20 protein-coding genes, 1 pseudogene and 1 riboswitch are annotated in these 26435 nt (G+C 68.3%); of the genes and pseudogenes, 10 read left to right on the top strand and 11 right to left on the bottom strand.

What is annotated here, in order from left to right; genetic code table 11:
• Positions 1 to 273: 273 nt before the first annotated feature.
• From L3Q65_RS04345 to L3Q65_RS04330, 4 genes are all read left to right on the top strand, one after another.
• Positions 274 to 1107 (top strand): enoyl-CoA hydratase-related protein, encoded by an 834-nt coding sequence (locus tag L3Q65_RS04345; RefSeq protein ID WP_237598830.1) that lies wholly within the window; start codon positions 274 to 276, stop codon positions 1105 to 1107.
• A complete protein-coding gene (locus tag L3Q65_RS04340; protein ID WP_237598829.1) occupies positions 1104 to 1715 on the top strand; it encodes an acetoacetate decarboxylase family protein in 612 nt (203 codons plus the stop codon). The genes L3Q65_RS04345 and L3Q65_RS04340 overlap by 4 nt, the downstream gene beginning before the upstream one ends.
• A 216-nt stretch (positions 1716 to 1931) precedes the next feature.
• Positions 1932 to 4913 (top strand): ribonucleoside-diphosphate reductase subunit alpha, encoded by a 2982-nt coding sequence (locus L3Q65_RS04335; RefSeq protein WP_237598828.1) that lies wholly within the window; start codon positions 1932 to 1934, stop codon positions 4911 to 4913.
• Between the two features lie 73 nt (positions 4914 to 4986).
• Positions 4987 to 6060 carry a ribonucleotide-diphosphate reductase subunit beta gene (locus L3Q65_RS04330; protein ID WP_182896083.1) on the top strand — a complete coding sequence of 358 codons (1074 nt, stop codon included), beginning with the start codon at positions 4987 to 4989 and terminating at the stop codon, positions 6058 to 6060.
• 79 nt (positions 6061 to 6139) lie between these two features.
• Here the strand turns inward: L3Q65_RS04330 and L3Q65_RS04325 are convergent, their stop codons facing one another.
• Entirely contained in the window at positions 6140 to 7237 is a 1098-nt protein-coding gene (locus L3Q65_RS04325) for a hypothetical protein (protein WP_237598827.1), read from the bottom strand.
• A 370-nt stretch (positions 7238 to 7607) separates the two neighbouring features.
• Positions 7608 to 7830: riboswitch (cobalamin riboswitch) on the top strand.
• A gap of 90 nt (positions 7831 to 7920) precedes the next feature.
• Here L3Q65_RS04325 and metE point away from each other — a divergent pair.
• The 3 genes from metE (at position 7921) to L3Q65_RS04310 (ending at position 13955) form a co-directional block, all read left to right on the top strand.
• Positions 7921 to 10194: a 5-methyltetrahydropteroyltriglutamate--homocysteine S-methyltransferase gene (gene metE / locus L3Q65_RS04320; protein WP_370648171.1), complete on the top strand. Its 2274-nt coding sequence runs from the start codon at positions 7921 to 7923 to the stop codon at positions 10192 to 10194.
• A 257-nt stretch (positions 10195 to 10451) separates the two neighbouring features.
• On the top strand, positions 10452 to 11855 hold the full coding sequence (locus L3Q65_RS04315) for a cytochrome P450 (protein WP_182896153.1): 1404 nt from the start codon (positions 10452 to 10454) through the stop codon (positions 11853 to 11855).
• Positions 11856 to 12119: 264 nt separating this feature from the next.
• On the top strand, positions 12120 to 13955 hold the full coding sequence (locus L3Q65_RS04310) for a diguanylate cyclase domain-containing protein (protein ID WP_237598825.1): 1836 nt from the start codon (positions 12120 to 12122) through the stop codon (positions 13953 to 13955).
• A gap of 17 nt (positions 13956 to 13972) precedes the next feature.
• On the opposite strand, the gene L3Q65_RS04305 is transcribed toward L3Q65_RS04310, so the two are convergent.
• Positions 13973 to 14422, bottom strand: coding sequence for a hypothetical protein (locus tag L3Q65_RS04305; protein ID WP_237598824.1), 450 nt, complete (start codon positions 14420 to 14422; stop codon positions 13973 to 13975).
• Positions 14423 to 14670: 248 nt separating this feature from the next.
• Between L3Q65_RS04305 and L3Q65_RS04300 the strand changes: the two genes are divergently transcribed.
• Positions 14671 to 15129 carry a peroxiredoxin gene (locus tag L3Q65_RS04300; protein WP_182896088.1) on the top strand — a complete coding sequence of 153 codons (459 nt, stop codon included), beginning with the start codon at positions 14671 to 14673 and terminating at the stop codon, positions 15127 to 15129.
• Positions 15130 to 15277: 148 nt separating this feature from the next.
• Here L3Q65_RS04300 and L3Q65_RS04295 read toward each other — a convergent pair whose 3' ends face one another.
• The 4 genes from L3Q65_RS04295 to L3Q65_RS04280 form a co-directional block, all read right to left on the bottom strand.
• Positions 15278 to 15802 (bottom strand): GNAT family N-acetyltransferase, encoded by a 525-nt coding sequence (locus L3Q65_RS04295; protein WP_237598823.1) that lies wholly within the window; start codon positions 15800 to 15802, stop codon positions 15278 to 15280.
• Positions 15803 to 15878: 76 nt separating this feature from the next.
• Complete coding sequence (locus tag L3Q65_RS04290; protein WP_182896090.1) at positions 15879 to 17075, bottom strand: LCP family protein; 1197 nt, start codon at positions 17073 to 17075, stop codon at positions 15879 to 15881.
• 107 nt (positions 17076 to 17182) lie between these two features.
• A complete protein-coding gene (locus L3Q65_RS04285; RefSeq protein ID WP_237598822.1) occupies positions 17183 to 18445 on the bottom strand; it encodes a cyclopropane-fatty-acyl-phospholipid synthase family protein in 1263 nt (420 codons plus the stop codon).
• An 89-nt stretch (positions 18446 to 18534) separates the two neighbouring features.
• Positions 18535 to 19260, bottom strand: a complete 726-nt coding sequence (locus L3Q65_RS04280; protein WP_182896154.1) for an alpha/beta hydrolase — start codon at positions 19258 to 19260, stop codon at positions 18535 to 18537.
• An 81-nt stretch (positions 19261 to 19341) separates the two neighbouring features.
• Between L3Q65_RS04280 and L3Q65_RS04275 the strand changes: the two genes are divergently transcribed.
• Positions 19342 to 20070 carry an SIS domain-containing protein gene (locus L3Q65_RS04275; protein ID WP_237598821.1) on the top strand — a complete coding sequence of 243 codons (729 nt, stop codon included), beginning with the start codon at positions 19342 to 19344 and terminating at the stop codon, positions 20068 to 20070.
• A 54-nt stretch (positions 20071 to 20124) separates the two neighbouring features.
• Here the strand turns inward: L3Q65_RS04275 and L3Q65_RS04270 are convergent, their stop codons facing one another.
• Positions 20125 to 21990 (bottom strand): ABC transporter ATP-binding protein, encoded by a 1866-nt coding sequence (locus L3Q65_RS04270; RefSeq protein WP_237598820.1) that lies wholly within the window; start codon positions 21988 to 21990, stop codon positions 20125 to 20127.
• Positions 21991 to 22247: 257 nt separating this feature from the next.
• Between L3Q65_RS04270 and L3Q65_RS04265 the strand changes: the two genes are divergently transcribed.
• On the top strand, positions 22248 to 23558 hold the full coding sequence (locus tag L3Q65_RS04265; RefSeq protein WP_182896155.1) for a glycosyltransferase 87 family protein: 1311 nt from the start codon (positions 22248 to 22250) through the stop codon (positions 23556 to 23558).
• On the opposite strand, the gene L3Q65_RS04260 is transcribed toward L3Q65_RS04265, so the two are convergent.
• From L3Q65_RS04260 to L3Q65_RS04250, 4 genes and pseudogenes are all read right to left on the bottom strand, one after another.
• Positions 23545 to 23754 (bottom strand): helix-turn-helix domain-containing protein, encoded by a 210-nt coding sequence (locus L3Q65_RS04260; RefSeq protein ID WP_003071237.1) that lies wholly within the window; start codon positions 23752 to 23754, stop codon positions 23545 to 23547. The two genes, L3Q65_RS04265 and L3Q65_RS04260, sit on opposite strands and share 14 nt — an antisense overlap.
• A gap of 179 nt (positions 23755 to 23933) precedes the next feature.
• Positions 23934 to 24860, bottom strand: a complete 927-nt coding sequence (locus tag L3Q65_RS47550; protein ID WP_370648251.1) for an ABC-F family ATP-binding cassette domain-containing protein — start codon at positions 24858 to 24860, stop codon at positions 23934 to 23936.
• 123 nt (positions 24861 to 24983) lie between these two features.
• Positions 24984 to 25571, bottom strand: a pseudogene (locus L3Q65_RS47545) (ATP-binding cassette domain-containing protein); the annotation flags it as partial.
• A gap of 158 nt (positions 25572 to 25729) precedes the next feature.
• Entirely contained in the window at positions 25730 to 26407 is a 678-nt protein-coding gene (locus L3Q65_RS04250; RefSeq protein ID WP_237598819.1) for an acVLRF1 family peptidyl-tRNA hydrolase, read from the bottom strand.
• Between the last annotated feature and the right edge of the window lie 28 nt (positions 26408 to 26435).

Here is a 26435-nt window from a genome sequence, read left to right as displayed (position 1 = left end):
ACATTGGGGCGCTAGCCCCCACCACCTACGACACCGCAGCCGACGCACCCACCCAGCGAGGCACCCACACCGCCCCCGCACCCCGATACGAAGCCGCCCTGCGGTTCGGGGGTGCTTGTCAAGGCATCTTTCCCGCCTTGACAAGCACCCCCGAACCGTCAGCACAATGAAACTTCGGGGTGCCCCACGCAACCCAAGACGCCCGATGTCGCCGCCAGGCGACGAGCCACCCCGCTATTGACACCACGAAAACAACCCCCCTACCGTCCCGACATGGACTCCTACGCGGAGATCACCTACGAGGTCGCCGCCAAGGTCGCGACCGTCCTCCTCAACCGCCCCGAGGCCCGCAACGGCTACACCACCCGGATGGCCGACGAACTAGCCCACGCCCTGGACCGAGCCGACCGGGACGAGAACGTCCGCGCAGTCGTACTAGGCGCCACCGGCAAGGACTTCTCCGTAGGAGCCGACCTCTCCTCCGGCGGTTTCGACTTCGGCGACCGCCCGCCGGACGACTGGCAGGAACCAGCCGGCCGCGTCTCGAAGCGAATCTTCACCATGAACAAGCCAGTCATCGCCGCACTACGCGGGGCGTCCGTAGGCGCGGGAATCACCATCACCCTCTCCTGCGACTACCGCCTCGCCTCCACCGACTCCAAGTTCGGCTTCGTCTTCACCCGCCGCGGCATCTACCCCGAAGGCGCGTCCGCGTGGTTCCTCCCCCGCCTAGTCGGCATGGGCGCGGCCGTCGACTGGATGGTCAGCGGACGACTCTTCGGACCCGACGAAGCACTCCAGACCGGGCTAGTCCACCAGATCCACGGTCCCGACGACGTCCTCGCGCAAGCACAGGCCAAAGCGAAGGAGATCGCCGAGACCACCGCCCCGGTCGCGGTAGCGGTCACGAGGCAACTGCTCTACCGGATGGCCTCAGCACCGTCGCCGTTCGACGTCCACCAGGTGGACTCGAAGCTCATCTCCCGACTGGGCTCGAACCCCGACGCCGTAGAAGGCATCGCCTCGTTCTTCCAGAAACGCCCGCCCGAGTTCCCGTTGCGCGTGGACCGCGACCTGCCGCCGTACCTCCCGTGGACCAGCGAATGACCGAGTACCCGCCCGAACCGTGGCACCTCGCCGCCGACGCCTGCATCTCGATGTGGCGAGTCCCCATCGACGAGCTGCCCAAGCTTCCCGCCGGCGCCGAACCGCTGCTCCTCGACAACCAGGCCGCCGTCTTCACCGCCTGGATCGACTACCTGCCGTCCGGTCGGCTGAGCTACCACGAGCTCCTGTCCTGCGTCGCCGTGCGCGGCCGCGGGCTCGCCGCGTCGATCACCGACATCTGGGTCGACAGCGAGGTCTCGCGCGCGGGCGGGCGCGAACTCTGGGGCATTCCGAAGGAACTCGCGGCCTTCACCTTCACCGGCGGGCGCACCTTCACCGCGGCGACCTCCGACGACTGGATCGCCACCGCCGCCTTCACCCCGCGCCTCGGGCTGCCGATCACACTCCCGGTACGCTTCGAGATCGCTCAAGCCCGAAACGGCAACCCGCTGCGTACCCCGGTCGAGTGGCGTTCGAAGCCCCGGGCGGCAGCCGCGGACTGGTCGGTCAACCCCACCGGACCACTGGCGTACCTGGCCGGGAAACGGCCCGTGGCCAGTGCCGCACTGGCCGCCACGAAGCTGCGTTTCGGATCTTGCCCTCGGTGATCGGATAACCCGCCAGGGTGAGACCGACACGCCATACCTTGGGGCCCGTGCGAGCCCCCACCCCAACATGTAGTCTCTGGGAACCGGCAGCCCCCAGCGACGGGGAGACCGCTTGACGAGGGCGGCCGGGCTGTTTCGACGAAACCGCAGCGCATGGCCTTGACCGGCTGTGTGCCGCTCGAACGCGCCCATTTCGAGGATCTGTTGGAGACACGCATGTCAGTGGAAACCGGTCAGCGGCCGCCGTCGGCGGCGGAGGGGGCCCCGAGCGCGGTCCGCGTCATCCGGCGGGACGGAAGCGTCTCGCCCTTCGACGCGGGCAAGATCTCGGTGGCGCTGACCAAGGCCTTCCTCGCGGTCGAGGGCGGCGACGCCGCCGCGTCCTCCCGCGTGCACCACGTGGTCGCGGAGCTGACCGGGCAGGTCGAGGCGGCGCTGCTGCGCCACACCGGCCCGGAGACCCCGCTGCACATCGAGCAGATCCAGGACCAGGTCGAACTCGCCCTGATGCGCGGCGAGCACCACAAAGTCGCCCGCGCCTACGTGCTTTACCGCGACGAGCGCACAAAGGCCCGCGAGGCCGCCGCGCCCGCGTCCGCCGAAGTCGCGCTGAGCGTCAAGGGCGCCGACGGGACGCTGCGCCCGCTCGACTGGGCGCGCGTTTCGCACGTCGTCGGCGAGGCTGTCGCCGGGCTCGAAGACGTGTCCGCCGAGCCGGTGCTGGCCGAGGCCAAGCGCAACCTCTACGACGGCATCACCGCCGACGAACTGGCGCTCGCGCAGATCATGGCCGCGCGCGTGCTCGTCGAGCAGGAGCCGAACTACTCGTTCGTGTCCGCCCGGCTGCTGCTGGACAAGCTGCGCGGCGAGGCGCTGAGCTACCTCGCCGGCACTCCCCGCCAGGCCAGCCAGGACGAGATGGCGACCGAGTACGCGCCGTACTTCCGCGCCTACCTGCGCCGCGCCGTCGAACTCGAACTGGTCGATGCCGAGCTGACCACGTTCGACCTGGACAAGATCACCGCCGCGATCCGCCCCGAGCGCGACCTCGACTTCGGCTTCCTCGGCCTGCAGACCCTGTACGACCGGTACTTCCAGCACCACAACGGCGTGCGGTTCGAGCTGCCGCAGGCGTTCTTCATGCGCGTCGCGATGGGCCTGGCGATCCGCGAGGACGACCGCGAAGCCCGCGCCATCGAGTTCTACGAACTGCTCTCGACGTTCCACTTCATGGCGTCCACCCCGACGCTGTTCAACAGCGGCACCAACCGCGCGCAGCTGTCGTCCTGCTTCCTGACCACTGTGGACGACGACCTGGACTCGATCTTCCAGGCGTACAAGAACAACGCGCTGCTGGCCAAGTACTCCGGCGGCCTCGGCAACGACTGGACCCCGGTCCGCGGCCTCGGCGCGCACATCAAGGGCACCAACGGGCAGTCCCAGGGCGTCGTGCCGTTCCTGAAGATCGCCAACGACACCGCGGTCGCGGTCAACCAGGGCGGCAAGCGCAAGGGCGCGGCCTGCGCGTACCTGGAGACCTGGCACGTCGACATCGAGGAATTCCTCGACCTGCGCAAGAACACCGGCGACGACCGGCGGCGCACGCACGACATGAACACCGCCAACTGGGTCCCGGACGAGTTCCTGCGCCGCGTCGAGGCGAACGCCGAGTGGACGCTGTTCTCGCCGAACGAGACGCCGGACCTGCACGACCTCTACGGCAACGCGTTCGCGCAGCGCTACCGCGAGTACGAGGCGGCCGCCGCGCGCGGCGAGATCAAGGTGTTCCGCAAGGTCCGCGCGGTCGAGCTGTGGCGGCGGATGCTGACCATGCTGTTCGAGACCGGCCACCCGTGGATCACCTTCAAGGACCCGTGCAACCTGCGTTCGCCGCAGCAGCACGTCGGCGTCGTGCACTCGTCCAACCTGTGCACCGAGATCACGCTGAACACGAACACCGAAGAGGTCGCGGTCTGCAACCTGGGCTCGGTGAACCTGCTCAAGCACGTCACCCCTGAAGGGCTCGACACCAAGCGGCTCGAGAAGACCGTGCGCACCGCGGTCCGGATGCTCGACAACGTGATCGACATCAACTTCTACACGATCCCGGAGGCGCGCCGCTCCAACCTGCGCCACCGTCCGGTCGGCCTTGGCATCATGGGCTTCCAGGACGCGCTGTTCGAGCTGGGCGTGCCGTTCGCGTCCGCCGACGCGGTGAAGTTCGCCGACGTGTCGATGGAGCACCTCTCCTACTACGCGATCTCGGCCTCGACCGATCTCGCGCAGGAGCGCGGCCAGTACCAGACGTTCGAGGGTTCCTTGTGGAGCAAGGGAATCCTGCCGATCGACTCGATGCAACTGCTCATCGACGCCCGCCAGGGCGACGGCCTCGACGTCGACACCTCCACCACGCTGGACTGGGCCCCGCTGCGCGAGCGCGTCAAGACCGTCGGCATGCGCAACTCGAACGTGATGGCGATCGCGCCGACCGCGACGATCTCCAACATCTCCGGCGTCGGCCAGTCGATCGAGCCGCTGTTCCAGAACCTGTACGTCAAGTCGAACATGTCCGGCGACTTCACCGTCGTGAACCCGCACCTGGTCAAGAGCCTGAAGGCGCGCGGCCTGTGGGACGAGGTCATGGTCAGCGACCTGAAGTACTTCGACGGCAGCGTCGGCCAGATCGACCGGGTCCCCGACGACCTCAAGGCGCTGTACGCGACCGCCTTCGAGATCGAGTCGAAGTGGATCGTGGACGCCGGTTCGGTGCGGCAGAAGTGGATCGACCAGGCACAGTCGCTGAACCTGTACATCGCGGCCCCGAGCGGCCGCAAGCTCGACGAGCTGTACCGCTACGCCTGGCACAAGGGCCTCAAGACCACGTACTACCTGCGGGCGCAGTCCGCGACGCACGTGGAGAAGAGCACCCTGCGCGGCACCGACGGCAAGCTGAACGCCGTCTCCGCCACCCCGGCCCCGGCCGCTCCGTCGGCCGCCGCCCCCGCCGCGGCCCCGGCTGCTTCTCCGTCGCCGTCGCCGTCCGCCGCGGTCCCGGCCGCCTCCCCCGCGCCGTCGCCGTCGCCCGCCGCGGCCGTTCCGGCGGAGCCGAAGGAGATGCCGAAGACCGACGTCGATTTCGTCGCGACCGAGGGCGCTGCCTGCCGGATCGACGACCCCGACTGCGAAGCCTGCCAGTAACGCCTCGTGAGTGGCGATCACGGTTAGAACCGTGATCGCCACTCACGACCCCCAACTCCCAAGGTGACCCTGAATGACCAACGTGGAAACGACCGACGCGACCGGCCTCGGCGAGATCGAGGTCGGCGCGGCCCGGATCAACGTCGACGACAAGCGGATGATCAACGCGCGCGCCGACGTCAACCAGCTGCTGCCGATGAAGTACCGGTGGGCATGGGACAAGTACCTCGCGGCCTGCAACAACCACTGGATGCCGACCGAGGTCGCGATGCAGGCCGACATCGCGCTGTGGAAGTCTCCGGACGGCCTGACCGAGGACGAGCGGCAGATGCTCAAGCGCAACCTCGGCTTCTTCGCCACGGCGGAGTCCTTGGTGGCCAACAACATCGTGCTCGCGGTGTACCGGCAGATCACCAACCCGGAGTGCCGCCAGTACCTGCTGCGCCAGGCCTTCGAGGAGGCCGTGCACACGCACACCTTCCAGTACATCTGCGAAAGCCTCGGCCTGGTCGAGGGCGAGCTGTTCAACATGTACCGCGAGGTTCCGTCCATTTCGGACAAGGACGCGTGGGCGCTGAAGTACACGCAGAACCTGGAGAACCCCGACTTCGAGACCGGCACGCCGGAAGCCGACCAGGCGTTCCTGCGCGACCTCGTGGCGTTCTACGTGATCTTCGAGGGCATGTGGTTCTACACCGGTTTCGCGCAGATCCTGTCGCTCGGCCGGCGGAACAAGATGGTCGGCATCGCCGAGCAGTACCAGTACATCCTGCGCGACGAGTCGATCCACCTGAACTTCGGCATCGACTGCATCAACCAGATCAAGATCGAGAACCCGCACCTGTGGACCGAAGAATTCCAGGCCGAGGTGCGCGGAATGCTGCAGGAAGCGTGCGAACTCGAGGTCAAGTACGCCCGCGACACCATGCCGCGCGGCATGCTGGGCCTGTCGGCTGACCTGTGCGAGCAGTACATGCACTTCATCACCGACCGGCGCGCCCAGCAGATCGGCCTGTCCCCGATCTACGGCGAGAACGAGAACCCGTTCCCGTGGATGTCGGAGGCGATGGACCTGAAGAAGGAGAAGAACTTCTTCGAAACCCGCGTCATCGAATACCAGTCCGGCGGCGCGCTCGACTGGGACTGATCCCCACCTCAAGACACCTGCTGGAACTCGGCCGCACCCTGTCCAGGGTGCGGCCGAGTTCGTTTGCCAGGCCCCTTCGCTACCGCAGTGCCGACACCACTCCGAACGTCGCAAGGTCGTGCGGCTCCACCAGGATCGACCAGCCCAGCATGTGCCCGGATTTCGCGTCTACCGTTACGGTGAGCACGTTTCCCCTGGGAGCATTGCTTCCCCTGGGGATCTTGGCGGCGTACCCCACGAAGTTACCGGTCATTTGAATCAAGTACACCGGATCATTGGCCTTGGGCTGCGTTCCGTCAATATGCTTAAGAGCATTGCGGTCGGTTTTCACATATCGAATATCGGCCGGGCTGCTCTCGCCATTCGCGGCAGCCAACCTCTTCGCCACACCCAGCAGGTCGGCGGAAGTAGGCGGCGTGACGTTGCTTTCGGCAGACATCTTCTCCGTCTTGTCTACGCAAGGCTTGCGCGTTGCACCCGTTATGTTTTGCCCGTTTGTGTACATAAGAAACAGATCTGGTCGATCGTTGACCAGTTCCGCTTGAGCGGGATGCCACTGGTTGCCGGTATCCTGGTATTGAAACTTTGAAGAGTTGGCAAACACTCGAGCACTCGGGACCGTTACCTCGAGTACATTGTCCGCTTGGCCGCCGAATGCCCCGTTGCCTTCGGAAATTCCGACAAGATTCCCATTCTGGCGAATCTCCCAATTGGGACTGCCGGGAACCCAGCGGAAGGTCACGTTCTCGCTGGCGAGCTCATGCGCGGACTTGATGTAGAACTCCCGGTACGGCACCCCTGGCCGCTGATCGGCCCAGCACCACAGAAATCCTTTCTCGCGCCCCGGGGAACTGTACAGTGTTCCCGCGGTCATTCCCGCTTCAACCCAGGTGTCCAGCTTCGGATTGTTGAGGTTGGTGAGAAGCCACTGCTCCCAGTTGGCGAACTCGGCATCTCGGTTGTCCACATGAAGACAACCAACCGTCAGATCCGAACCGACCCCGTTCATCCACAACGGCTGCTGCTTGGATCCGATGAATCCCACAGCGTAGCAGTGATCCGAAATCGTGCACGCTGGTTGACTGACCGCGCTTGCCTGACTGACGCTCGCCGCGAACGTCGAAGAAATAAGCACTAAAACCGCAGAAAATGATCGAGCAGGAGAAAGAATTCGCATCGCCCCTCCCTTGCGAAGTCACGAACTGAGTCTCCCGAATGTTGGCGCGTCACCAGCAACTCCACACCTTATCCTGGCTGTTGCACGCAAGAAACCGCCGACCGGGCGACAACCCAGTCAACGGATGTTCCCTGGTGTGCACAGCAATTTCGAGCAGAGACTGAAAAATAAGCAGAAAATATGGCCCGTCAGTGAGCAATGGCCAGGCGTTAACGGACGGTGCACCAAAAACATCAGCTGCACCATGCTTGACGCCAGACAGCACGGTGCAGCTCCTCCGTTCGTCTCGCAACGCTCCCTCCTGCTCCGGCAAGCAGCACGACGATCCCTCCCGAACCCTGGGACACCCGCATCCTGGCCCCGGACCCGGTAAGCTGACCCCGCCACTGGTTCGCCAGGACGCAGCCGCGTCCCGACGAGGCAACAGGGAACCCGGTGCGATTCCGGGACTGCCCCGCAGCGGTATGTGGGAACGAAAGCTGTCACCGCGAAACGCGGTAAAGCACTGGGCGCCAAGCCCGGGAAGCGACAGCCGGTAGGCACGAGCGATACGCCCACGAGTCCGAATACCTGCCAATGGCACGCACGCCGACGGCGTGCGTGAGTCCGGGCCTCGCGGGACAAGGCGCCGACCGAAGCACGGCGTTTCCGCGTGCCCGGGCTCTTCCGGCGAGCACGTGAGGATGCATGCTGTGAACACGATCGGCACCACGATTCTCGGCTACCCGCGAATCGGCCCGGCCCGCGAACTGAAGCGAGCGCTCGAGGCCTGCTGGGCGGGAAAGAGCACCGAGGAAGAACTACGAGCCACCGGACGGCAGCTGCGCGAGCAAACCTGGACGACCCTGCGGGACCAGGGCCTCGACTCGATCCCGTCCAGCACTTTCTCGCTCTACGACCAGGTGTTGGACACCGCCGCCCTCTTCGGCGCCCTGCCGGAACGCTTCACCCGGCTGGGCCTGTCGCCACTGGACACCTACTTCGCCGCAGCACGCGGGGTGCCGGACGCGCCCGCGCTCGAAATGACCAAATGGTTCGACACCAACTACCACTACCTCGTCCCGGAACTGGGCCCGGACTCCCGCTTCGCACTCACCGGCACCACACCGGTCGACGAGGTCCGCGAGGCAAAGGCGCTCGGCATCACCACCCGCCCCGTGCTCGTCGGCCCGGTCACCTTCCTGCTGCTGGCGAAGTCGGCCGAACCCGGCTTCACCCCGCTGGACCTGCTGGACGAACTGCTGCCCGCATATGCCGAGCTACTGGGCAAACTGGCCGACCAGGGCGTCGAATGGGTCCAGTTGGACGAACCGGCCTTCGCAGCCGACCGAACCACGCCGGAGTGCAACGCGCTCACCCGCGCTTACCACTGGCTGGCCAAGGAAAACCACCGCCCGAAGCTGCTGGCAGCCGGATACTTCGGCGGCCTCGGCCGGGCACTGGGCGTCCTGGCCCGCTCCCCCATCGAAGCGATAGCCGTCGATCTGGTGACCGATGAATCCTTTGTGGACAAAGTCGCCGAGGAAGGAGCGCTGCGAGACAAGGAAGTCCTAGCCGGGGTCGTCGACGGCCGGAATGTCTGGCGCACAGACCCAGGCGTCGCTCTGGCCCGCGCAGCCCGGCTGAGGGACACCGCAGCACACGTGAGCATCTCGACGTCATGCTCGCTCCTTCACGTCCCCTACGACGTGCGCGCGGAAACAGACCTCGACCCGCGGCTCAAGAACTGGCTGGCCTTCGCCCGGCAAAAGGTGGACGAGGTCGTGCTGCTCGGCCGAGCGCTCAGCGGAGAGAACGTCGACCTCGGCCCGGCACGAGCCGCAGTCGCCGACCGGGCCGGAGCCGCCGAACTCAACGACACCGACGTCCGAGCCCGCGTCGGAGCCCTCCAACCAGAAGACACCGTCCGCGCGCCGTATGCAGAACGCGCTGCAGCACAACAGAAAGCGCTGAACCTTCCGCCGCTGCCGACCACCACGATCGGCTCCTTCCCGCAAACCAGCGAGGTACGCCGAGCCCGAGCCGCACATCGCGCGGGCAAACTCGACGACACCGCCTACCGCACCGCGATGCGCACCGAAATCGACCGCGTCGTACGGCTGCAGGAAGACCTGGGCTTAGACGTCCTCGTGCACGGCGAACCCGAGCGCAACGACATGGTCCAGTACTTCGCCGAACAGCTCACCGGCTTCGCGGCGACCGCCCTCGGCTGGGTCCAGTCGTACGGATCCCGTTGCGTCCGCCCGCCAATCCTCTTCGGCGACGTCTCCCGGCCGCGACCGATGACCGTCGAATGGGCGCAGTACGCGCAAAGCCGCACCGACCGCCCGGTGAAGGGCATGCTGACCGGCCCGGTCACGATCCTGGCGTGGTCGTTCGTCCGCGACGACCAGCCGCTGGCCGACACCGCACGCCAGGTCGCGCTGGCGGTCCGGGACGAGGTCGCGGACCTGGAAGCCGCCGGGATCCGGATCGTGCAGGTCGATGAACCGGCATTACGGGAACTGCTGCCGCTGCACGCGGCGGACCGCGAGGCGTACTTCGGCTGGGCAGTCCCCGCGTTCCGGCTGGCCACCTCGGGCGCCGCGGAAACCACCCAGATCCACACGCACATGTGCTACTCGGAATTCGGCGACGTGCTGCCCGCGATCGACGCCCTCGACGCGGACGTCACCAGCATCGAGGCCGCCCGCTCGAAGACGGAAGTGCTCGCCGATCTGAACGAAGCGGGCTTCGGCCGCGGCGTCGGTCCAGGCGTGTACGACATCCACTCGCCACGCGTGCCGGACCAGGACGAGATGGCCGACCTGGTGCGCACGGCGCTCGGCGCGGTTCCGGCGGAACGGCTGTGGATCAACCCGGACTGCGGCCTCAAGACCCGCGGTTACGCCGAGGTCGAACCGGCGCTGCGGCACCTGGTCGACGCGGCCCGGGAACTGCGCGCCGAACCTCGCTGACCCACCCCGGCGCCGGGCGGCCGGCCGCGCCGCCCGGCACCGGTCCGAGGATCACCCGAACGGCAGGCCCGCAAGGTATTGTCATCGCGTCAATAACAGGGGACCGTGGACGCGACCGATACCCTTGCCGGGAGGTGGTCGCCATGGCGGACGTGACCGGAAAGACGGGACTCCCGACGGCAGGCGGCGCGCTCGGCAGGGTCGCCCACGCCGGGAGCGACGGCGTCACGCGGCTGTCGGAGAACCTGCGCGGCCGGATGCCGCCGCTGACCATGATCCCGTTGCCGCGCAAGGTGGACGACCGATGGCTCGGCGCGCGCTGGCCGGTCCGCGAGCTCGCGCCTCCCCCGGCGGGCAGCGGCCTGAAACCGGTGCTCGGCGACGACGGGCCGCCGCTGATCGGCCACACGCTCGACGGGATGCGGTTCGGCCTCGACTTCAGCCTGCACCGCTTCGAGCAGTTCGGCCCGGTGTCGTGGATGGGCGTGTTCGGCCAGCGGATCGTGACGCTGTCCGGAGCCGAAGCCACCCAGGCCGCGCTCGTGAACAAGGACAAGGCGTTTTCCCAGGAGGGCTGGAAGTTCTTCATCGAGCGGTTCTTCGAGCGCGGGCTCATGCTGCTCGATTTCGGCGAGCACCACCTGCACCGGCGGATCATGCAGGAGGCGTTCACCCGCGACCGGCTCCGCGGCTACGTCGCGCAGATGGGTCCGGCGCTGCGCGAAGGCGTCGCCGCGCTGCCGTCCGGCCGCCCCCAGCTGTATTGGGCGTTCAAGCAGCTGACGCTGGACGTCGCGACGCAGGTTTTCATGGGCATGCGCTCCGCCTCCGACGCCGAGCGCATCAACCGCGCGTTTGTGGCCGCTGTGCGCGCCGGTACCGCCGTGGTGCGATATCCGGTGCCCGGCGGTCGCTGGGCCGCGGGTTTGCGCGGCAGGCGGACGCTGGAGCGCTATTTCGGCGAGAACCTGGCGGCCAAGCGCGACGCGGACGGCGACGACCTGTTCTCCGCGCTCTGCCACGCGGTCTCCGAGGACGGCGACCGGTTCAGCGACGCCGACATCGTCAACCACATGATCTTCCTGATGATGGCCGCGCACGACACGACCACCATCACCGCCAGCGCGATGGCCTACTACCTCGCCAAACACCCGGAATGGCAGGAGCGCGCCCGCGAGGAGTCGCTGCGGCTCGGCGACGATCTGCCGGACCTCGACGCGCTGGAAAGCCTCGAAACGCTGGATCTGGTGATGAAGGAGGCGCTGCGGCTGCGCGCGCCGGTGCCGTCGCTGGCCCGAAAGACCACAAAGGACACTGCCGTCCTCGGCCATTACCTGCCGGAAGGCACGATGGTCGCGGTTTCGCCGACGCTGAACCACTACTCCCCCGAGCACTGGACCGATCCGCTGCGCTTCGACCCCGAGCGGTTCGGGCCGGACCGCCGCGAGGACAAGTCGCACCGGTTCGCGTGGATGCCGTTCGGCGGCGGCGCGCACAAGTGCATCGGGTTGCAGTTCGGCGGCCTTGAGGTGAAAGCGCTCATGCACGAGCTGCTGCGGGCGCACCGCTGGTCGGTGCCCGAGGACTACGTCGCCAAGTGGGACTACGTCTCGCTTCCGGTGCCCGCCGACGGACTGCCCGCCCGGTTGGCCTATCGTTGACGGCCGCCGAGCGGGACAGAAAGGTCGACAGCTGGAGACAAAACCGCAGTACAGGCCACCTTCGTGTACTCAAGGTGACTTGATGTCACCAGTTGTGTAGTGCCCATCACTCGTTCAGCCGGTAGACACCCTGTTTGGTCCGTGATGCCGTGGCATCACTTATGGCCAACTCGTACCCAGTGTGGGTCTTCGGATCCTCCGCACCGGGCCTGAGCTGGTCTTTGTCCGCGTGTGAAGAGGTGGAGTGTGCCGGAGCCTGGTGCCATGCCAGGGTTGGTCGACGTCGCGCGCAAGTACGCGGCGGCGCTGACTGACACCAACGGAGTAACGCTCCCTCCCGCCGAGGTGGAGCGGTTCCTGCTCGACTTCGCCGGCGAGGTCGCCGCGCGTCCCGAGGACGCGGGTGCCACGCGCCGGTTCACCGCGCTCTTCTCCTCCGCGCCGCTCGGCATCGCGCTCACCGACGCGGCCGGGAACGTCGTCGAGGCGAACGGCGCGCTGGCTCGGCTGCTCGGCACCTCCACGACAGCGTTGCGGGACAGGCACATCGCGGATCTCGCCGCCGGCCCGCAGGACGCCGAACGGCTGCGCACCGCGCTCGACGGCCTGCCCCTCACCGCCGACGCCCGCCGGACTGTCCAAAGTGTGCAGCTCGGCCACAGCCGCGACGGCGAACTGACCACGAACGTCACGCTCGCGTCGCTGCCCGGCGACCGGCCGGGCACGTACTTCCCGGTGTTCATGGCCGCCGATGACGACGACCTGCACCTGCTCGGCGAACGGCTGCGCCACCAGAACCTGCACGATCCGCTGACCGGACTGCCGAACAGCGCCGCGTTCAACGCCCAGCTCGAACTCGCCCTCGGCTCGGGCGGTTCCGACGAGATCGCCTTGCTGTACCTGGACATCGACGGGTTCAAGGTGATCAACGACGGACTCGGCGCCGGCATGGGCGACCAGGTGCTGAAGGCGATCTCGAGGAAGCTGAAGTCGGTGTTCGACGGCCAGCACGAGGACTACGTCGCGCGGCTGTCCGGCGACGGTTTCGCGGTGTTGCTGCGCGGCCCGGAGCTGACCGCGCAGAAGACGGTCGTGCTGGCCGACCGGGTGCTGGAGGAGCTCAGCGAGCCGGTGTACGTCGACGGGCACGGCATCGGCGTGAGCGCGAGCATCGGGATCGTCGTGCGCCCGGCGAACGACGGCAGCCACAGCGATCTGCTGCGCGCGGCCGAACTGGCGCTGCACCGCGCCAAGGAGGCGGGCAAGGCGCAGTGGATGCTGTTCGACCCGCAGCTCGACGCACGGGACCGCAACCGCTACCAGCTCGGCGCGGTGATCGCCGGTGCGCTGGAGAACGGCGAGTTCTCGCTGATCTACCAGCCGACGGTCAAGCTCGCGAAGCCGGACGAGATCGCCGCGGTGAACGCCGGGCTGCTCTGGAGCCACCCCGAACGCGGCGAACTCGGGCCCGAGGAGTTCTACCCGCTCGCGCAGACCACCGGAATGACCGTGCCGCTCGGCAAATGGCTGCTGCAGGAATCGCTGGGCGCGACCGCGCGCTGGCGCGAACAGTACGGCCCCGCCGCGCCGGACGTCTGCATCCGCCTGCCGAAGCGGCTCGCCATCGACCCGGATCTGGTGCTGCTGGTCAAGAATCAGCTAGACCGGCACCGCCTGCCCGCGCGAGCGCTGCGGCTGTGCACCGACCGCGCGTCGATGTTCGACGGCGAAGGCGAACTGCTGGACTCGTTCAGCGTGCTCGCCGACCTGGGCGCACAACTCGTGCTCACCATCTCCGGCTCGTCCGACCTGGAACTCATCCCGCGCTACCAGCTCCCGGTCAAACACGTCATCCTGAGCGGCCCGGTCGTCGACGCACTGGCGGACCCCGACCCGTCCGAGACCGACGTGCGGCACCTGTCGCAGCTGGTCACGCGAGCGAAGGAGCTGGGGCTGCGCATCGGCGCGGAGGGCGTTCGGGACGCTGGCCACGCGGAACGGCTGCGGGAACAGGGCGTACTGGCGGCGCGGGGTTCGTTCGTGGCAGAGTCCGCGACGGGCGACGAGGTCGACGAAATGATCGCCCGGCACGCCGGCTGACCCTGGCTTTCGTGCGCCTATGCCGCCTGCCGGTTCGCCTCGCAGCGCTTGAACAGGTAGTAGCCCACCACTTCGCCTTTGACCGCAACGTTCTGTCCGGACGACATGAACTTGTCACGGCTCTCCTGGCCCTGCTCGACGAAGACGAACGAACCGTTGACCAGGTCCCAGCCTTCGCGGCACACGGAGTTGAGCACGTCGACAGGGTCGCTCGTCCGCTGTGTCGTCGTGCCGCCGACCATCGCGACGATGACGGCCTTCTGGTTCATTACGTCGATGGAGAACTGGAAGACGTGGTCGCCCTTCCTGAATGCCGCCCGGGCGCGCCCGGCTGGGGACTGCTCAAACGCTTGCCTTTCCTTCTCCAGTTGCGCCTGGCGTTTGCGATCCTCCGCCGCACGGCGTGCCTGCTCCTTCGCCGCGGCTTCCGCGGCTGCCTCTTCGGGCGTCTTCTTCTTGAGCAGCACCACAATTTCCTCCGCAATCGACTTCAGTCCCAGTTGACGTCCTTTCTTGTCGGTCTCAGCGGCTCAGAAGTTACGGACAGCTGATCTCGATCAGGCGACGGCCAGCACGCGCCCTGGAGGAACCGGGGCGAGCAGGGCTGGTGAGCAGGAAGGTTCAGGCGGTCTCGCGGTCGTTTGCCGAGGTCGCCGCGACTACGTGTCCGGCACCCAGGCAAAATGGCGTTGCCGACGACCGAAAGGTTACCCCGATGCAGCCTGGCGACCTCGCCCCCGACTTCACCCTCCCCGACGACCAGGGCGTCGACCGCACCCTGTCCGCCCTCCTCGCCGACGGACCGGTCGTGCTGTTCTTCTACCCGGCCGCGATGACGAGCGGCTGCACCGCTGAAAGCTGCCATTTCCGGGACCTCGCCGCGGAATTCGCCGAGGCGGGCGCGCAGCGGGTCGGCATCAGCCCGGACGCTGTCGGCAAGCAGCGCGAGTTCTCCGCGAAGCACGATTTCGACTATCCGCTTCTGTCCGATGTGGACGGTACGGTGGCGAAGCAGTTCGGCGTGTGGCGCAAAATCCTGCCCCTGCACACGAAACGGCAGACGTTCGTGATCGCGGAGGACCGGCGGGTGCTGGACGTGATCAAGAGCGAGCTGAACTTCACGGCGCATGCTGACCGGGCGTTGAAGGTGCTTCGGGAGCGCGCGGACGCCTGACCGGCGCCACCCGGAAGCCCCGCCTCAGCCGAGGATTGCCCCACTGTGGCATTGGGTGCATGCGACGCACTCAATGCCACAGTGGGGCGCTCTCAAGCACAGCAGCGCCAGGGTTTCTCGCCCTGCCCCGTGCCGATCAGCCGGGCACTCAAGCGGCCCGATCAAGCCGCCACACCACATTCACCCCGCTGCAGGCCGACGGAAGCCGCCCCTCGGCCTTCTCCTCCCCCATCCGGGAGAACCCCAACCGCTCCGGAACCGCGCCGCTGCGGGCATTCTCCGAATCGTGCTTGATCAACACAAACGCTGCCTCCAGCCGCCAAGCCAAAGCGACCAGCAGAGCGCTCGCCCGCGTCACATACCCCTTGCCCGTCTGGCTCTTGGCGAGCCAGTACCCGATCTCCCACCCGTCCCCGCGGCGCATCAGGCCGCAGCTGCCCGCCAGTTCGTCGTCCGGGGTGTAGATCGCGTAGTTGTACTCCTCCCCGCTCTCCCACTGCGAGGCCACGCGCGCCAGAAACTCGTCTCCCTTGGCCTGGTCGTAGCCGTCGATCGCCCAGGGCATCCACGCGGCGAGGTGGTCCAGGGATCCCACGACGGTCGCCACCTGAGCGTCGCGATGTTCCGGGCGCCAGCGAACGAGGGTGACCACACCGTCGGCAAGAGTTTCCATGCGAGCCATCCTGACAGCAGAAACGGCGGCAGGCTCGCGAATTTCCCGGAGCCTGCCGCCGCCGCACCACAGAGCGTCAGTTCAGCACGATGTCCTTCGGCACCTCGCTGTCGTTCTTCAGCGCGTCGAACAGCTGCGCGGACTTCTTCTTGTCCCAATGCTGCGCCGACGCGTCGGTGATCGGCATCGTCGTGGTCGTGACGCCGTCCGACGAGATACCGCGCATCGCGATCGCCAGGCCGACCAGGTTGTGCACGTGGTCGCCGGTGTCCATGGTCAGCGCGTCCGGCGCGGAGCCGAGCAGCGGGAAGAAGTCGAACGGGTTCAGCAGCGTCCCGGGACTCGCCACCTGGCTCACCAGCGCGCCGATGAACTTCCGCTGGTTCGCGACCCGGTCGAGGTCCGAGCGCGGCGTCGCCTCGGCGTGCCGCATCCGGACGAAGCCGAGCGCCGAGCGGCCGTCGAGCTTCTGGCAGCCCGCCTTGATGTCGATGCCGGTCATCGGGTCGCTCATGTCCTTGTCGATGCACATGTCGACGCCGCCGATCGCGTCGACGATGTTCGCGAAGCCGCCGAAGCCGATCTCCGCGTAGTGGTCCATGCGCAGGCCGGTGGCCTGTTCGACCGTCTGGACCAGCAGTTTCGGGCCGCCGAGCGCGAACGCGGCGTTGATCTTGCTCGTACCGTGGCCGGGGATCTTCACCTGCGAGTCGCGCGGCAGGCTCAGCAGCGTCGGCTTCGTCGAATTGTCGGGCAGGTGCGCGATCATGATCGTGTCGGTGCGCTGCCCGCCCGCCTCGCCGGAATCGCCGGTGGCCAGCCGCTCCTCGTCCGCCGCGCTCAGGCCCTGGCGGCTGTCCGACCCGACGATCAGCCAGTTCGTGCCCGACGCCGCGGCCGGGCGCCCGGAGTAGTCGCCGATCGCGTCCACCCGGTTGATGCTGAACTCCAGATACGCCCAGATCGCGCCCACGAACAGCACGAACACGATGAGCAGCGTCATCAGGATCTTGCCGACGCTCCACCGGCGGCGACGGCGCGGCCGCGGCTGCCTGCCCCCGTACTCCGGCGGGTCCTGCCTCGGCGGTGCGGGCGGCGGCGGGGCCGGGGCCTCGCCGCGCGCGCCCATCGGCCGGGTGCGGGCGTCGTAGGGGCTCTGCCCTCTCCCCGGCAGCGGCAGCATCTGCGCCCGCTGCTGCTGGCGCGGGCGTGCGGGTGGCTGCGGTGGCCTGGGCGGCATGCGCCGCCTGCCGTCGTCGCCTCCGTACGTCATGGGCCTGTCTCCCCGATCCGGTGTGCGGCCGCGCAGAGTCCTGCACGGTCCTCCTGCGGTGGACGTGCGGGACCCTACGCGGGTTGTCCCGGCGAGGTGAGACGGCCTCAGCGCGGGTCGGCGAACCCGAACTGGTGGACCTTCAGATGCCCCGACCGGAACCCGGCCTCGGAGTAGGCGAGATAGAACTCCCACATCCGCCGGAACACCTCGTCGAACCCGAAGCCGCGGATGTCGTCCCAGCGCTGCTGGAAGCGGTCCCGCCACAGCTTGAGCGTGCGGGCGTAGTCCTGGCCGAACTCGCGCATCCCGGCCAGCTTCAGCCGGGTGTTCTCGCGCATCCCGTCCTCGATCGCCTGCACCGACGGGATGATGCCGCCGGGGAAGACGTACTTGTGGATCCACGTGTAGGACTTGGCCGAGGCCAGCATCCGGTCGTGGTCCATGGTGATCGCCTGGAGGCCGAACTGCCCGCCCGGGCGCAACCGCTTGCCGATCGTGGAGAAGAACGTCGGCCAGTAGGACGCCCCGACCGCCTCGATCATCTCCACGCTGACCACCGAGTCGTATTCGCCGGTGGCCTCGCGGTAGTCGCACAGCCGCACGTCGACGCGGTCGGAAAAGCCCGCTTCGGCGATCCGGGCGTCGGCGAGCACCTTCTGCTCCTGCGAGATGGTCAGCGACGTGACCTTCGCGCCGCGCGAGGCCGCGCGGATGGACAACTCGCCCCATCCGGTGCCGATTTCCAGCACCTCGCTGCCTTTGCGCACGCCGGCGTAGTCGAGCACGCTGTCGAGCTTGCGGTGCTGCGCCTGGGTGAGCGTGTCCCCGGGCCCGAACAGCGCCGACGAGTACATCATCGACTCGTCCAGGAACGCGCTGAACAGGTCGTTCGACAGGTCGTAGTGCCGGTGGATGTTCGACCGCGCGCCCTCGATCGTGTTCTCTTCCGCGGTCGGCTGCACGCGCTCCGCGAACCGGCGGAACCGCTGCAGGAAAGGCGGCACGAGCGTGGCGAGCCGCTCGGCGAACGGCGTGAGGACGCCTGCCAGGTCCTCCGCGGTCCAGTCGCCGACCAGGTACGCCTCGCCGAAGCCGATCTTCGCGTCGGCTCCGAGCCGGTGGAAGAACGCCGCGGGCCGGTGAATGCGCATCTCCGGCGCGTCCGGGCCGCCCGCGCCGAGCACCGTGCCGTCCGGGAACGAGACCCGCACGTCCAGCGTTTTCACCGCGTGCCGGAACAGTGCCTCGGCCGCGCGCGCCCGCAGCGGAGAGTGCGGCGGCGTGGCGAGGCCGGGCCATCGGGATGCGTCGGGCACCGGCTGCGAGACCGCTGAGACCACTGTCGGATCGACTCGTGACGTGGACAAGACACTCCCTCCGAACGGGCTTTCGAGCCCTTCCCCATGATATTCCCGCTTCGTCCCCGGTGCCTTCGCGACCGGGCCGCGCACTCCGGTTACCCCGGAATGCGCAACCGGTCGCCGGAAGGGCGGGACCAGGCCTGACGAAGAGTCTCGTCCGTCTCGCCCACTCCGATCCGGTCCAGTGTGAAAGCACACATCAGCCGGGTCCAGACCGCGGGACGGCGGAGCATCGAATGGCCCTCGCCCGCGATCTCGAATCGCGCGACCAGGTCGGTGACCTCGCGGGCGCGCGCGGCGAAGGCGTAGGACTCGGCGGGCGAGGTCATCCGGTCGCGGGTGCCGTGCGCGATCAGCACCGCGCGGCCCGCCACCGCGTCCACCGGCTCGCCCGGCGGCGTCCACGGGGCCATCGCGCACACCCCGGTCACCGCCGGATCGTCGGCGACCCGCAGCGCGACGCGGCCGCCCATCGAATGGCCGACGAGGACCACCGGCAGCCCGGGATGGTCGGCTCTGATGTGTTCCAGGGCCCAGCGCGCGTCCGGCACCGGGCTTTCCATCCGCCCGTTCCAGCCGTACAGCCGGTTCCGCATCAGCCGGACTTCCAGCCCGTGCCGCCCTCCGGCGCGGCGCAGCGAGCGGGCCAGCGGCACCATCCGCTGGTACGCCAATCGCCACGGCTGGACGACCGCGGTGCTGCGTTCGGCCCCGCCGTGCAGCACGAGCGCCACCGCGCGGGTCTGTCCGGGGGCCCGCCACGTCCGCACGGCCGGATCCGGCCCGCCGTTTTGCCGCTTCCCGTTCACCGGCACCCCCATTTCGATCAACTCCACGGTAATCCACCACGAAGCGTGTCCACCCGATAGATTCGGTGCCCGGACCCGCGAGGAAGGGCAGGTGTGGTGAGCGCCACGGATCTCGTGAAGAGCACTTCGGACCAGCTTGCGGCGGCCGCGGAGGCCAACGCCGCGCAGGTGTCCGCCGCCGCCGATCTGCTGCTGGGGGTGATCCGGGCCGACGCGCTGGTCTTCACCGCCGGCGCCGGGCATTCGCTCGCGGCGGTCGCCGAGACGTTCTACCGCGCGGGCGGACTCGCCTGCGTGTATCCCGTGTACCACCCGGAGCTGCTGCCGCTGCACGGCGCGCAGCAGAGCACGCGGACCGAGCGCCGTTCCGGGCTCGCCGAGGAGGTGCTGGCCGAGCGCGCACCGGGGCCGGAGGACGTGCTGGTCGTCTTTTCCACGTCCGGCGTGAATCCGTACCCGGTCGAATTGGCCGCTGGCGCGCGCCGCCGGGGCGCCTCGGTGATCGCCGTGACGTCGAGGGCGTGCGTGGCCGCCGCGCCGCGTCGCTCCGCCACGACGCTGGTCGAGGAAGGCACTGTGGTGCTGGATTCGCTGGTGATTCCCGGCGATGCCAGCTATCCGGCGGCCGCGCCGCGCACTGGCCCCCTGTCCACTGTGGTCAATGCGTTCTTGTGGAACTTGATTCTGGCCGAGGTTTACGACCGGGGCACCGCGGAAGGGCTCGACGTTCCGTTGTGGCGCAGCTCCAATGTGGAGGGTGGCGACGAGGCGAACGCGGCGCTGCTGGCCAAGTACGGGCCGCGAGTGCCTGCGTTGCGCTGAGGACGTCGTGAGTGTTGATCACGGTTCTAACCGTGATCAACACTCACGACCCCCCTACGCCGCAGCAGGCTCCTCCGCGAACTGCGTGTGGTACAGCTCCGCGTACCGGCCTTCCTTCGCCAGCAGTTCGTCGTGCGTCCCGCGCTCCACGATGTCCCCGTTTTCCACCACCAGGATCAGATCCGCCGCCCGCACGGTCGACAGCCGGTGCGCGATCACCAGCGACGTCCGGCCTTCCAGCGCGCCGGTGAGCGCTTCTCCCACGGCGACCTCGGATTCCGAGTCCAGGTGCGCGGTCGCCTCGTCCAGCACTACGACCTTCGGCTGCGCCAGCAACAATCGCGCGATGGTGAGCCGCTGCCGTTCGCCGCCGGAAAGCCGGTAGCCGCGTTCGCCGACGGTCGTGTCGAGTCCGTCCGGCAGCGAATGCACCAGGTCGCCCAGCCGTGCCTTGTCCAGCGCGGCCCAGATCTCGTCGTCCGTGACGTCCGGGCGCGCGTAGCTCAGGTTGGCGCGGATCGTGTCGTGGAACAGGTGCCCGTCCTGGGTCACCACGCCGACGGTTTCGCGCAGCGAAGCGAAACTGAGGTCCTTGACGTCCACATCGGACAGCCGCACCGAGCCGGCGTCCACGTCGTACAGCCGCGGCAGCAGCGAAGCGATCGTCGACTTGCCCGCACCGGACGAACCGACCAGCGCGACCATCTGCCCGGCTTCGGCGCGGAAGCTGATGCCGTGCAGCACTTCCTCGCCGCCCCGGCTGTCCAAAGTGGCCACGTCCTCCAGCGAGGCGAGCGAGAACTTGTCCGCAGCCGGGTACCCGAACTTCACGTCGGCGAACTCGACCGAAACCCCGCCCTCGGGCAGTTTCTTCGGCTCGGCCGGCTCCTTGATCATCGGTTCCAGGTCCAGCACCTCGAAGACCCGCTCGAACGACACCAGCGCGGTCATCACGTCCACGCGCACGTTCGCGAGCGCGGTCAGCGGCGTGTACAGCCGGGTCAGCAGCAGCGCCAGCGCCACCACGGTGCCCGGTTCGAGCTTGCCGGTGAGCGCCAGGTAGCCGCCGAGGCCGTAGACGAGCGCCTGCGCGAGCGCGGACACGAGGGTCAGGCTGGTCATGAGCCAGCGCGTCAGCATCGCGGTGCGGACGCCGATGTCGCGCACCCGACCGGCGCGGAGGCCGAAGTCGGCGACCTCCTGGCGCGGCCGCCCGAAGAGCTTCACCAGCGTGGCGCCCGGCGCGGAGAACCGCTCGGTCATCTGCGTGGTCATCCCGGCGTTGAGCTGCGCGGCCTCGCGCTGCAATCCGGCCATGCGGCGGCCGAGCCTGCGGGCGGGCAGCACGAAAATCGGCAACAGGACCAGCGCGACGAGCGTGACCTGCCACGAGAGCGACACCATCACCACGAGCGACAGCGCCAGCTGGATCACATTGGTGACCAAACCGGACAAAGTCGCGGTGAAGGTGCGCTGCGCGCCGATCACGTCGTTGTTGAGCCTGCTGACCAGCGCACCGGTGCGGGTGCGCGTGAAGAACGCGATCGGCAGCTTCTGCACGTGCTCGAACACCGCCACGCGCAGGTCGAGGATGATCCCCTCGCCGATCCGCGCGGACTGCCAGCGTTCGGCGAGGCCGAGCCCGGCGTCGAGGATCGCGAGCACCGCGATCACCACCGACAGCCAGATCACCACGTTCAGCTCGTGCCCGCCGACGATCGCGTCGACGACCTTGCCCGCGAGCACCGGCGTCGTCACCGCCAGCACCGCCGAGATCACGGTGAGCACCAGGAAGGCCAGCAGCCGCACCCAGTGCGGGCGGGCGAACCGCGCGACCCGGCGAACCGTGCCCCGGGTCAGTGCTTTCGGCGCGTCGCCAGCTCGCATCGCGGAACTGAGCAGCGCCCAGGTGTTGTCCATCGGAGTGTCCCCCAGCTGGTGAAAACCTCTAGTTTAGTTGAACTTTTTTCCGGAGATGCCCTGCACAACACCGGGACGCCCGGCATTCTTCCCGACGTCCGCGCCAGGCTCCCCGACGGACCCGGATTTCCTGGAGCAGCCCATCACGGACCTTGGGCCCGCACGGGCCACGGGCGGTGGGATCCGGCGCGGCCCGGCTCGGTAGCCTGGCGTTTCGGGGTCGGCGAGCCGGGGAGGAAACGCGGGTGCAACTGCTGATGGCCCCTGCGCGCGCCGAGGAAGCCCATCCCGTGCGCGTCGCCGGCTGGGATCTCGTCTTTTATCTCGGCTGCTTCGCCTTCGCGCTCGGCACCGCGCTCGCTTCGGAGTTCTACGGCTACCGGATCTGGGGCGATTTCGCCGTCGCCGGATACGGATTGGCCGCCGCGCACAGTGCCTGGCTGACGATTTCCGCGCGCCGCGGAATGCAAACTAACGGCAAATTCGGGTCGCGCTGGATCGGTATCGGCGCGGTGATCGTGCTCGCGATGTGCGCGCCGCTGCTGATGCTCGTGATCCGGCGGCTGACCGGAACGGACTGGCTGATCACTCCGTTCTCCTGGGCCGCGCAGCCCGAGGTGTGGGTGATCGAACGCAGTGCGGATCTGTTGCTGCGGCACGGAACCCCGTACATCGACATCACCGCGCTCCACCGCGCACCGGAAGTGAACGATTACACGCCGTACGGCCCGGTGATGACCGTTTTCGGGCTGCCGCGCGCGTTGTTCGGCGGCACTCCAGTCCTCAATGCACTGACCGACGCGCGCTGGATGTTCGCGCTGGCCGCGGTGATCTGCGCGTACGCGTCCTGGCGGCTGCTGAACCGGCCCCGGATCCCGGTTTTCGCCGCACAGCTCGCGATCGCGTGTCCGCTGACCGCGCTGACCTGGGCGGTGGCCGGTCCGGACCTCGCGATCGTCGGCCTGCTCGTGCTGACCTTCGCGCTCGCCGCATCGGGGCGTCCCGGATGGACCGGGTTCGTGCTGGCGCTGGTGATCAGCGCGAAACTCATCGTCGCGCCTGCCGCCGCGGTGCTCGCGGTATTCGTTTACCGGCGTGCGCGCGGCGAAAATCCTTGGGCGGCAACGGGTCGCTTCGCGGGCGCGCTGGCCGCGACGACGATCGCGCTGCATCTGCCGGTGTATCTGGCGAACCCGGCGGCGTTCACCGAGCACGTGATCCGCTTCCCGCTCGGCATGGGCGCGGTCCGCTCCCCCGCGGCGAGCCCGCTGCCCGGGCATCTGATCGCACAGACCGGACCGGCCGGCACCGTGATTTCCCTGGTGCTGGTGGGTGTTGCGGCAGTGGCGATGCTGATCTGGCTGGCGCGCCGGCCCCCCGCGACGGGATCCGCTGCACTGACGCGAACCGCCGTCGGACTCGGCGCGTTGATCCTGCTTACTCCGGCCACCCGGTACGGCTACCTCGTGTACCCGCTGGTACTCCTCGGCGCCGCGCTGACCTTCCGGACGACCGCTTCGACCGTGCGCCCCCCGCGCAGCGGCCGCGCTGACGCTACTTCTTCTTGACTCGCGTGGCCCCGCCGCGCCCCCGCAGCTGGACCCCGGACTCCGACAGCACCCGGTGGACGAACCCGTAGGACCGTCCGGTGGATTCGGCCAGCGCCCGGATGCTCGAGCCCTTCTCGTATTTCTTCTTCAGGTCAGCGGCCAGCTTGTCGCGCGTGTTGCCGGTGATCCGCGCGCCTTTCTTGAGATCAGCCACGTCGATCGCCTTCCCGCCGAGTGGTTGTTCCGGGCCATTCGCGGCCCCTGCCGGGGCAATGATCGAACACTACGCGCCGGATTGCCAGACGACAGCGCTAAAACGATCGAAACCGCGATCACATTGGGCCATTCCAGTGCTTTGCCCGACACGGTAAGCACCCGAACGGACGCACTCGGTCAGGCAAGCTGGACAAGTTCAAGATAATCCGCGGACCAGTGGTCCTCGGTTCCGTCCGGAAGCAGGATCACGCGCTCGGGTTCGAGCGCCTCGACCGCGCCCGGGTCGTGCGTCACCAGCACGACCGCGCCGGCGAAGCTGCGCAGCGCGTCGAGAACCTGGGCGCGGCTGGCCGGGTCCAGGTTGTTCGTCGGTTCGTCCAGCAGCAGCACATTGGCTTGGCTGGACACGAGTCCAGCGAGTGCGAGCCGGGTCTTCTCGCCGCCGGACAGGGTTCCGGCGGGCTGGTCGAGCTGTTCGCCGGTGAACAGGAACGAGCCGAGCAGGTTCCGCAGCTCCTGCGCGCCGGTGTCCGGCGCGAGATGGCGGATGTTTTCCCACACCGACGCTTCGTGGTCGAGAGTTTCGTGTTCCTGTGCGTAATAGCCCAAACGCAATCCGTGACCCGGTTCGACGGATCCGGTGTCCGGCGTTTCCATTCCGCCGAGCAGCCGGAGCAATGTCGTCTTTCCGGCGCCGTTCAATCCGAGCACCACGACCTTCGAGCCGCGGTCGATCGCCAGATCGACGCCGGTGAAGATCTCGAGCGAACCGTACGACTTGGACAATCCGTCCGCGGTCAGCGGCGTGCGCCCGCACGAGGCGGGCTCCGGGAACTTGATCCGGGCGACCTTGTCCGCCTGGCGCGTCTCGTCGAGCGAGGAGAGCATCTGCTCCGCGCGCCGGGCCATGTTCTTGGCCGCGACGGCCTTGGTCGCCTTCGCGCCGAGTTTGGCGGCCTGCGCCTGCAGCGCGGACGCCTTCTTCTCGGCGTTCGCGCGCTCGCGGCGGCGGCGCTTCTCGTCGGTGGCGCGCGCGTCGAGATAGCGCTGCCAGCTCATGTTGTAGATGTCGATCTCGCCGCGCGTGGCGTCGAGGAACCACACCTTGTTCACGACGTCGCCGAGCAGTTCGACGTCGTGGCTGATCACCACGAGCCCGCCGTCGTGCTGCTTGAGGAAGCCGCGCAGCCAGTTGATCGAGTCGGCGTCGAGGTGGTTGGTCGGCTCGTCCAGCAGCAGGATCGTCTCGGACTTGCCGCCCGCTCCCGCCTCGGCGGCGGCGAACAGGATGCGCGCCAGCTCGACGCGGCGGCGCTGACCGCCGGACAGCGTGCTGAGCGTCTGGGACAGGATGCGGTCGGCGAGCCCGAGGTTCGAGCAGATCCGCGCCGCCTCGCTCTCCGCGGCGTACCCGCCGAGCGAGGAGAACCGCTCTTCGAGCCGCGCGTAACGGTTGATCGCCTTGTCCCGCTGCTTGTCGTCGACCAGCTCGGACATCGAGGTCTGCGCCTTTTCCATGTCGCGCAGCAGGGTGTCGAGCCCGCGCGCGGACAGCACGCGGTCCTTCGCGGTGACCGACAGGTCGCCCTCGCGCGGGTCCTGCGGCAGATAGCCGAGTTCGCCGCTGCGCCGGACGTCGCCCGCGTGCGGTTCGCCCTCGCCCGCGAGGACTTTCAGCGAGGTGGTCTTGCCCGCGCCGTTGCGGCCGACGAGGCCGATGCGGTCGCCGGACTGGATGCGGAGGGTGGCGCCGTTGAGCAGGATGCGCGAACCGGCGCGCAGCTCAAGGCCAGTGGCCGTGATCAAGAGAACTCCCGGATACGGGGGCGGTCAGGTGGACGTGCTGGAGCGCCCCGGCACCGCGTGCGATGCGGGGCGGGCGGCTACTCTCTCTGGATCCGCACCAATGCCCTGTTGACCACGAACCCAGTGTACGGGTCGGCGTCGAACGGTTTTCGCGGCCGTGTCCGGATTCACTCGCGCCCCGCTGTCCGATCCCGCACCACCAGCTCCACGGCACGCGCTCGCTGTGCCGCGTCGGCCAGCACCTCGTGGCGGGGTTCGGGGAGGTCCAGCACTCGCGGCTCGGCCCGGTCGAACAGCTCGGCGAGCCGCCGGTCGGAGCGCAGTTCGTCCAGCGCACGACGGTCTCCGCCGAGCACTACAGCGTCCACTTCGGACAGCCGGGGCAGCAGAACCTCGTACGCGTCTTGGGCGGCTGACTGGAGCGCGGCTCGGGTTTGGCCTTCGCGGCGGCGCGCGAAGCGTTGCTGCGACCAGCCGCCCGCCGCGGTCCGGCCCTGCACGTGATGGCGGTCGGTTCGGGAGAGGACCACGCGGCCGTCGTAGGCGAGGCCGAGCGAGTGCCCGCCCTTTCGGACCAGCAGCAGTGCGATCAGCCGCGGCGTTCGCACGTGGTGGAGCAATGGCCCGACGGCCAGTCCGGGGTACTCGCCTTGCTCCTTCAACGGTCCAAACGGGACAGTCGCGGTGGCCGTGGTGCCGTTCCCGGCGGTGACACGCACTTGCGTCGCGGAGAGAACCGTGGCGCGCACGCCGCCGTTGCGTTCGGCGAAGCGGGCGAACCAGCCGTCGAGCCGTTCGGGCGGGACTTCCACCGCCCGTCCGCCGCCTGCGACCTGCCGTGCCATGGGGAAACGGTACGGGACCGCCGCGCAG

Source organism: Amycolatopsis sp. FU40, from assembly GCF_021903635.1.
In the GTDB taxonomy this organism is placed as follows: domain Bacteria; phylum Actinomycetota; class Actinomycetes; order Mycobacteriales; family Pseudonocardiaceae; genus Amycolatopsis; species Amycolatopsis dendrobii.
This window is presented reverse-complemented; position numbering and strand designations above follow the sequence as displayed.

Excerpts from the sequence above, each read along its gene's own strand:
- L3Q65_RS04345 (WP_237598830.1), top strand. The coding sequence starts at position 274 with ATGGACTCCTACGCGGAGATCACCTACGAGGTCGCCGCCAAGGTCGCG.
- L3Q65_RS04340 (WP_237598829.1), top strand. The coding sequence starts at position 1,104 with ATGACCGAGTACCCGCCCGAACCGTGGCACCTCGCCGCCGACGCCTGC.
- L3Q65_RS04335 (WP_237598828.1), top strand. The coding sequence starts at position 1,932 with ATGTCAGTGGAAACCGGTCAGCGGCCGCCGTCGGCGGCGGAGGGGGCC.
- L3Q65_RS04330 (WP_182896083.1), top strand. The coding sequence starts at position 4,987 with ATGACCAACGTGGAAACGACCGACGCGACCGGCCTCGGCGAGATCGAG.
- L3Q65_RS04325 (WP_237598827.1), bottom strand. The coding sequence starts at position 7,237 with ATGCGAATTCTTTCTCCTGCTCGATCATTTTCTGCGGTTTTAGTGCTT.
- metE (WP_370648171.1), top strand. The coding sequence starts at position 7,921 with ATGCATGCTGTGAACACGATCGGCACCACGATTCTCGGCTACCCGCGA.
- L3Q65_RS04315 (WP_182896153.1), top strand. The coding sequence starts at position 10,452 with ATGCCGCCGCTGACCATGATCCCGTTGCCGCGCAAGGTGGACGACCGA.
- L3Q65_RS04310 (WP_237598825.1), top strand. The coding sequence starts at position 12,120 with ATGCCAGGGTTGGTCGACGTCGCGCGCAAGTACGCGGCGGCGCTGACT.
- L3Q65_RS04300 (WP_182896088.1), top strand. The coding sequence starts at position 14,671 with ATGCAGCCTGGCGACCTCGCCCCCGACTTCACCCTCCCCGACGACCAG.
- L3Q65_RS04295 (WP_237598823.1), bottom strand. The coding sequence starts at position 15,802 with ATGGAAACTCTTGCCGACGGTGTGGTCACCCTCGTTCGCTGGCGCCCG.
- L3Q65_RS04290 (WP_182896090.1), bottom strand. The coding sequence starts at position 17,075 with ATGACGTACGGAGGCGACGACGGCAGGCGGCGCATGCCGCCCAGGCCA.
- L3Q65_RS04280 (WP_182896154.1), bottom strand. The coding sequence starts at position 19,260 with ATGGGGGTGCCGGTGAACGGGAAGCGGCAAAACGGCGGGCCGGATCCG.
- L3Q65_RS04270 (WP_237598820.1), bottom strand. The coding sequence starts at position 21,990 with ATGGACAACACCTGGGCGCTGCTCAGTTCCGCGATGCGAGCTGGCGAC.
- L3Q65_RS04265 (WP_182896155.1), top strand. The coding sequence starts at position 22,248 with ATGGCCCCTGCGCGCGCCGAGGAAGCCCATCCCGTGCGCGTCGCCGGC.
- L3Q65_RS04250 (WP_237598819.1), bottom strand. The coding sequence starts at position 26,407 with ATGGCACGGCAGGTCGCAGGCGGCGGACGGGCGGTGGAAGTCCCGCCC.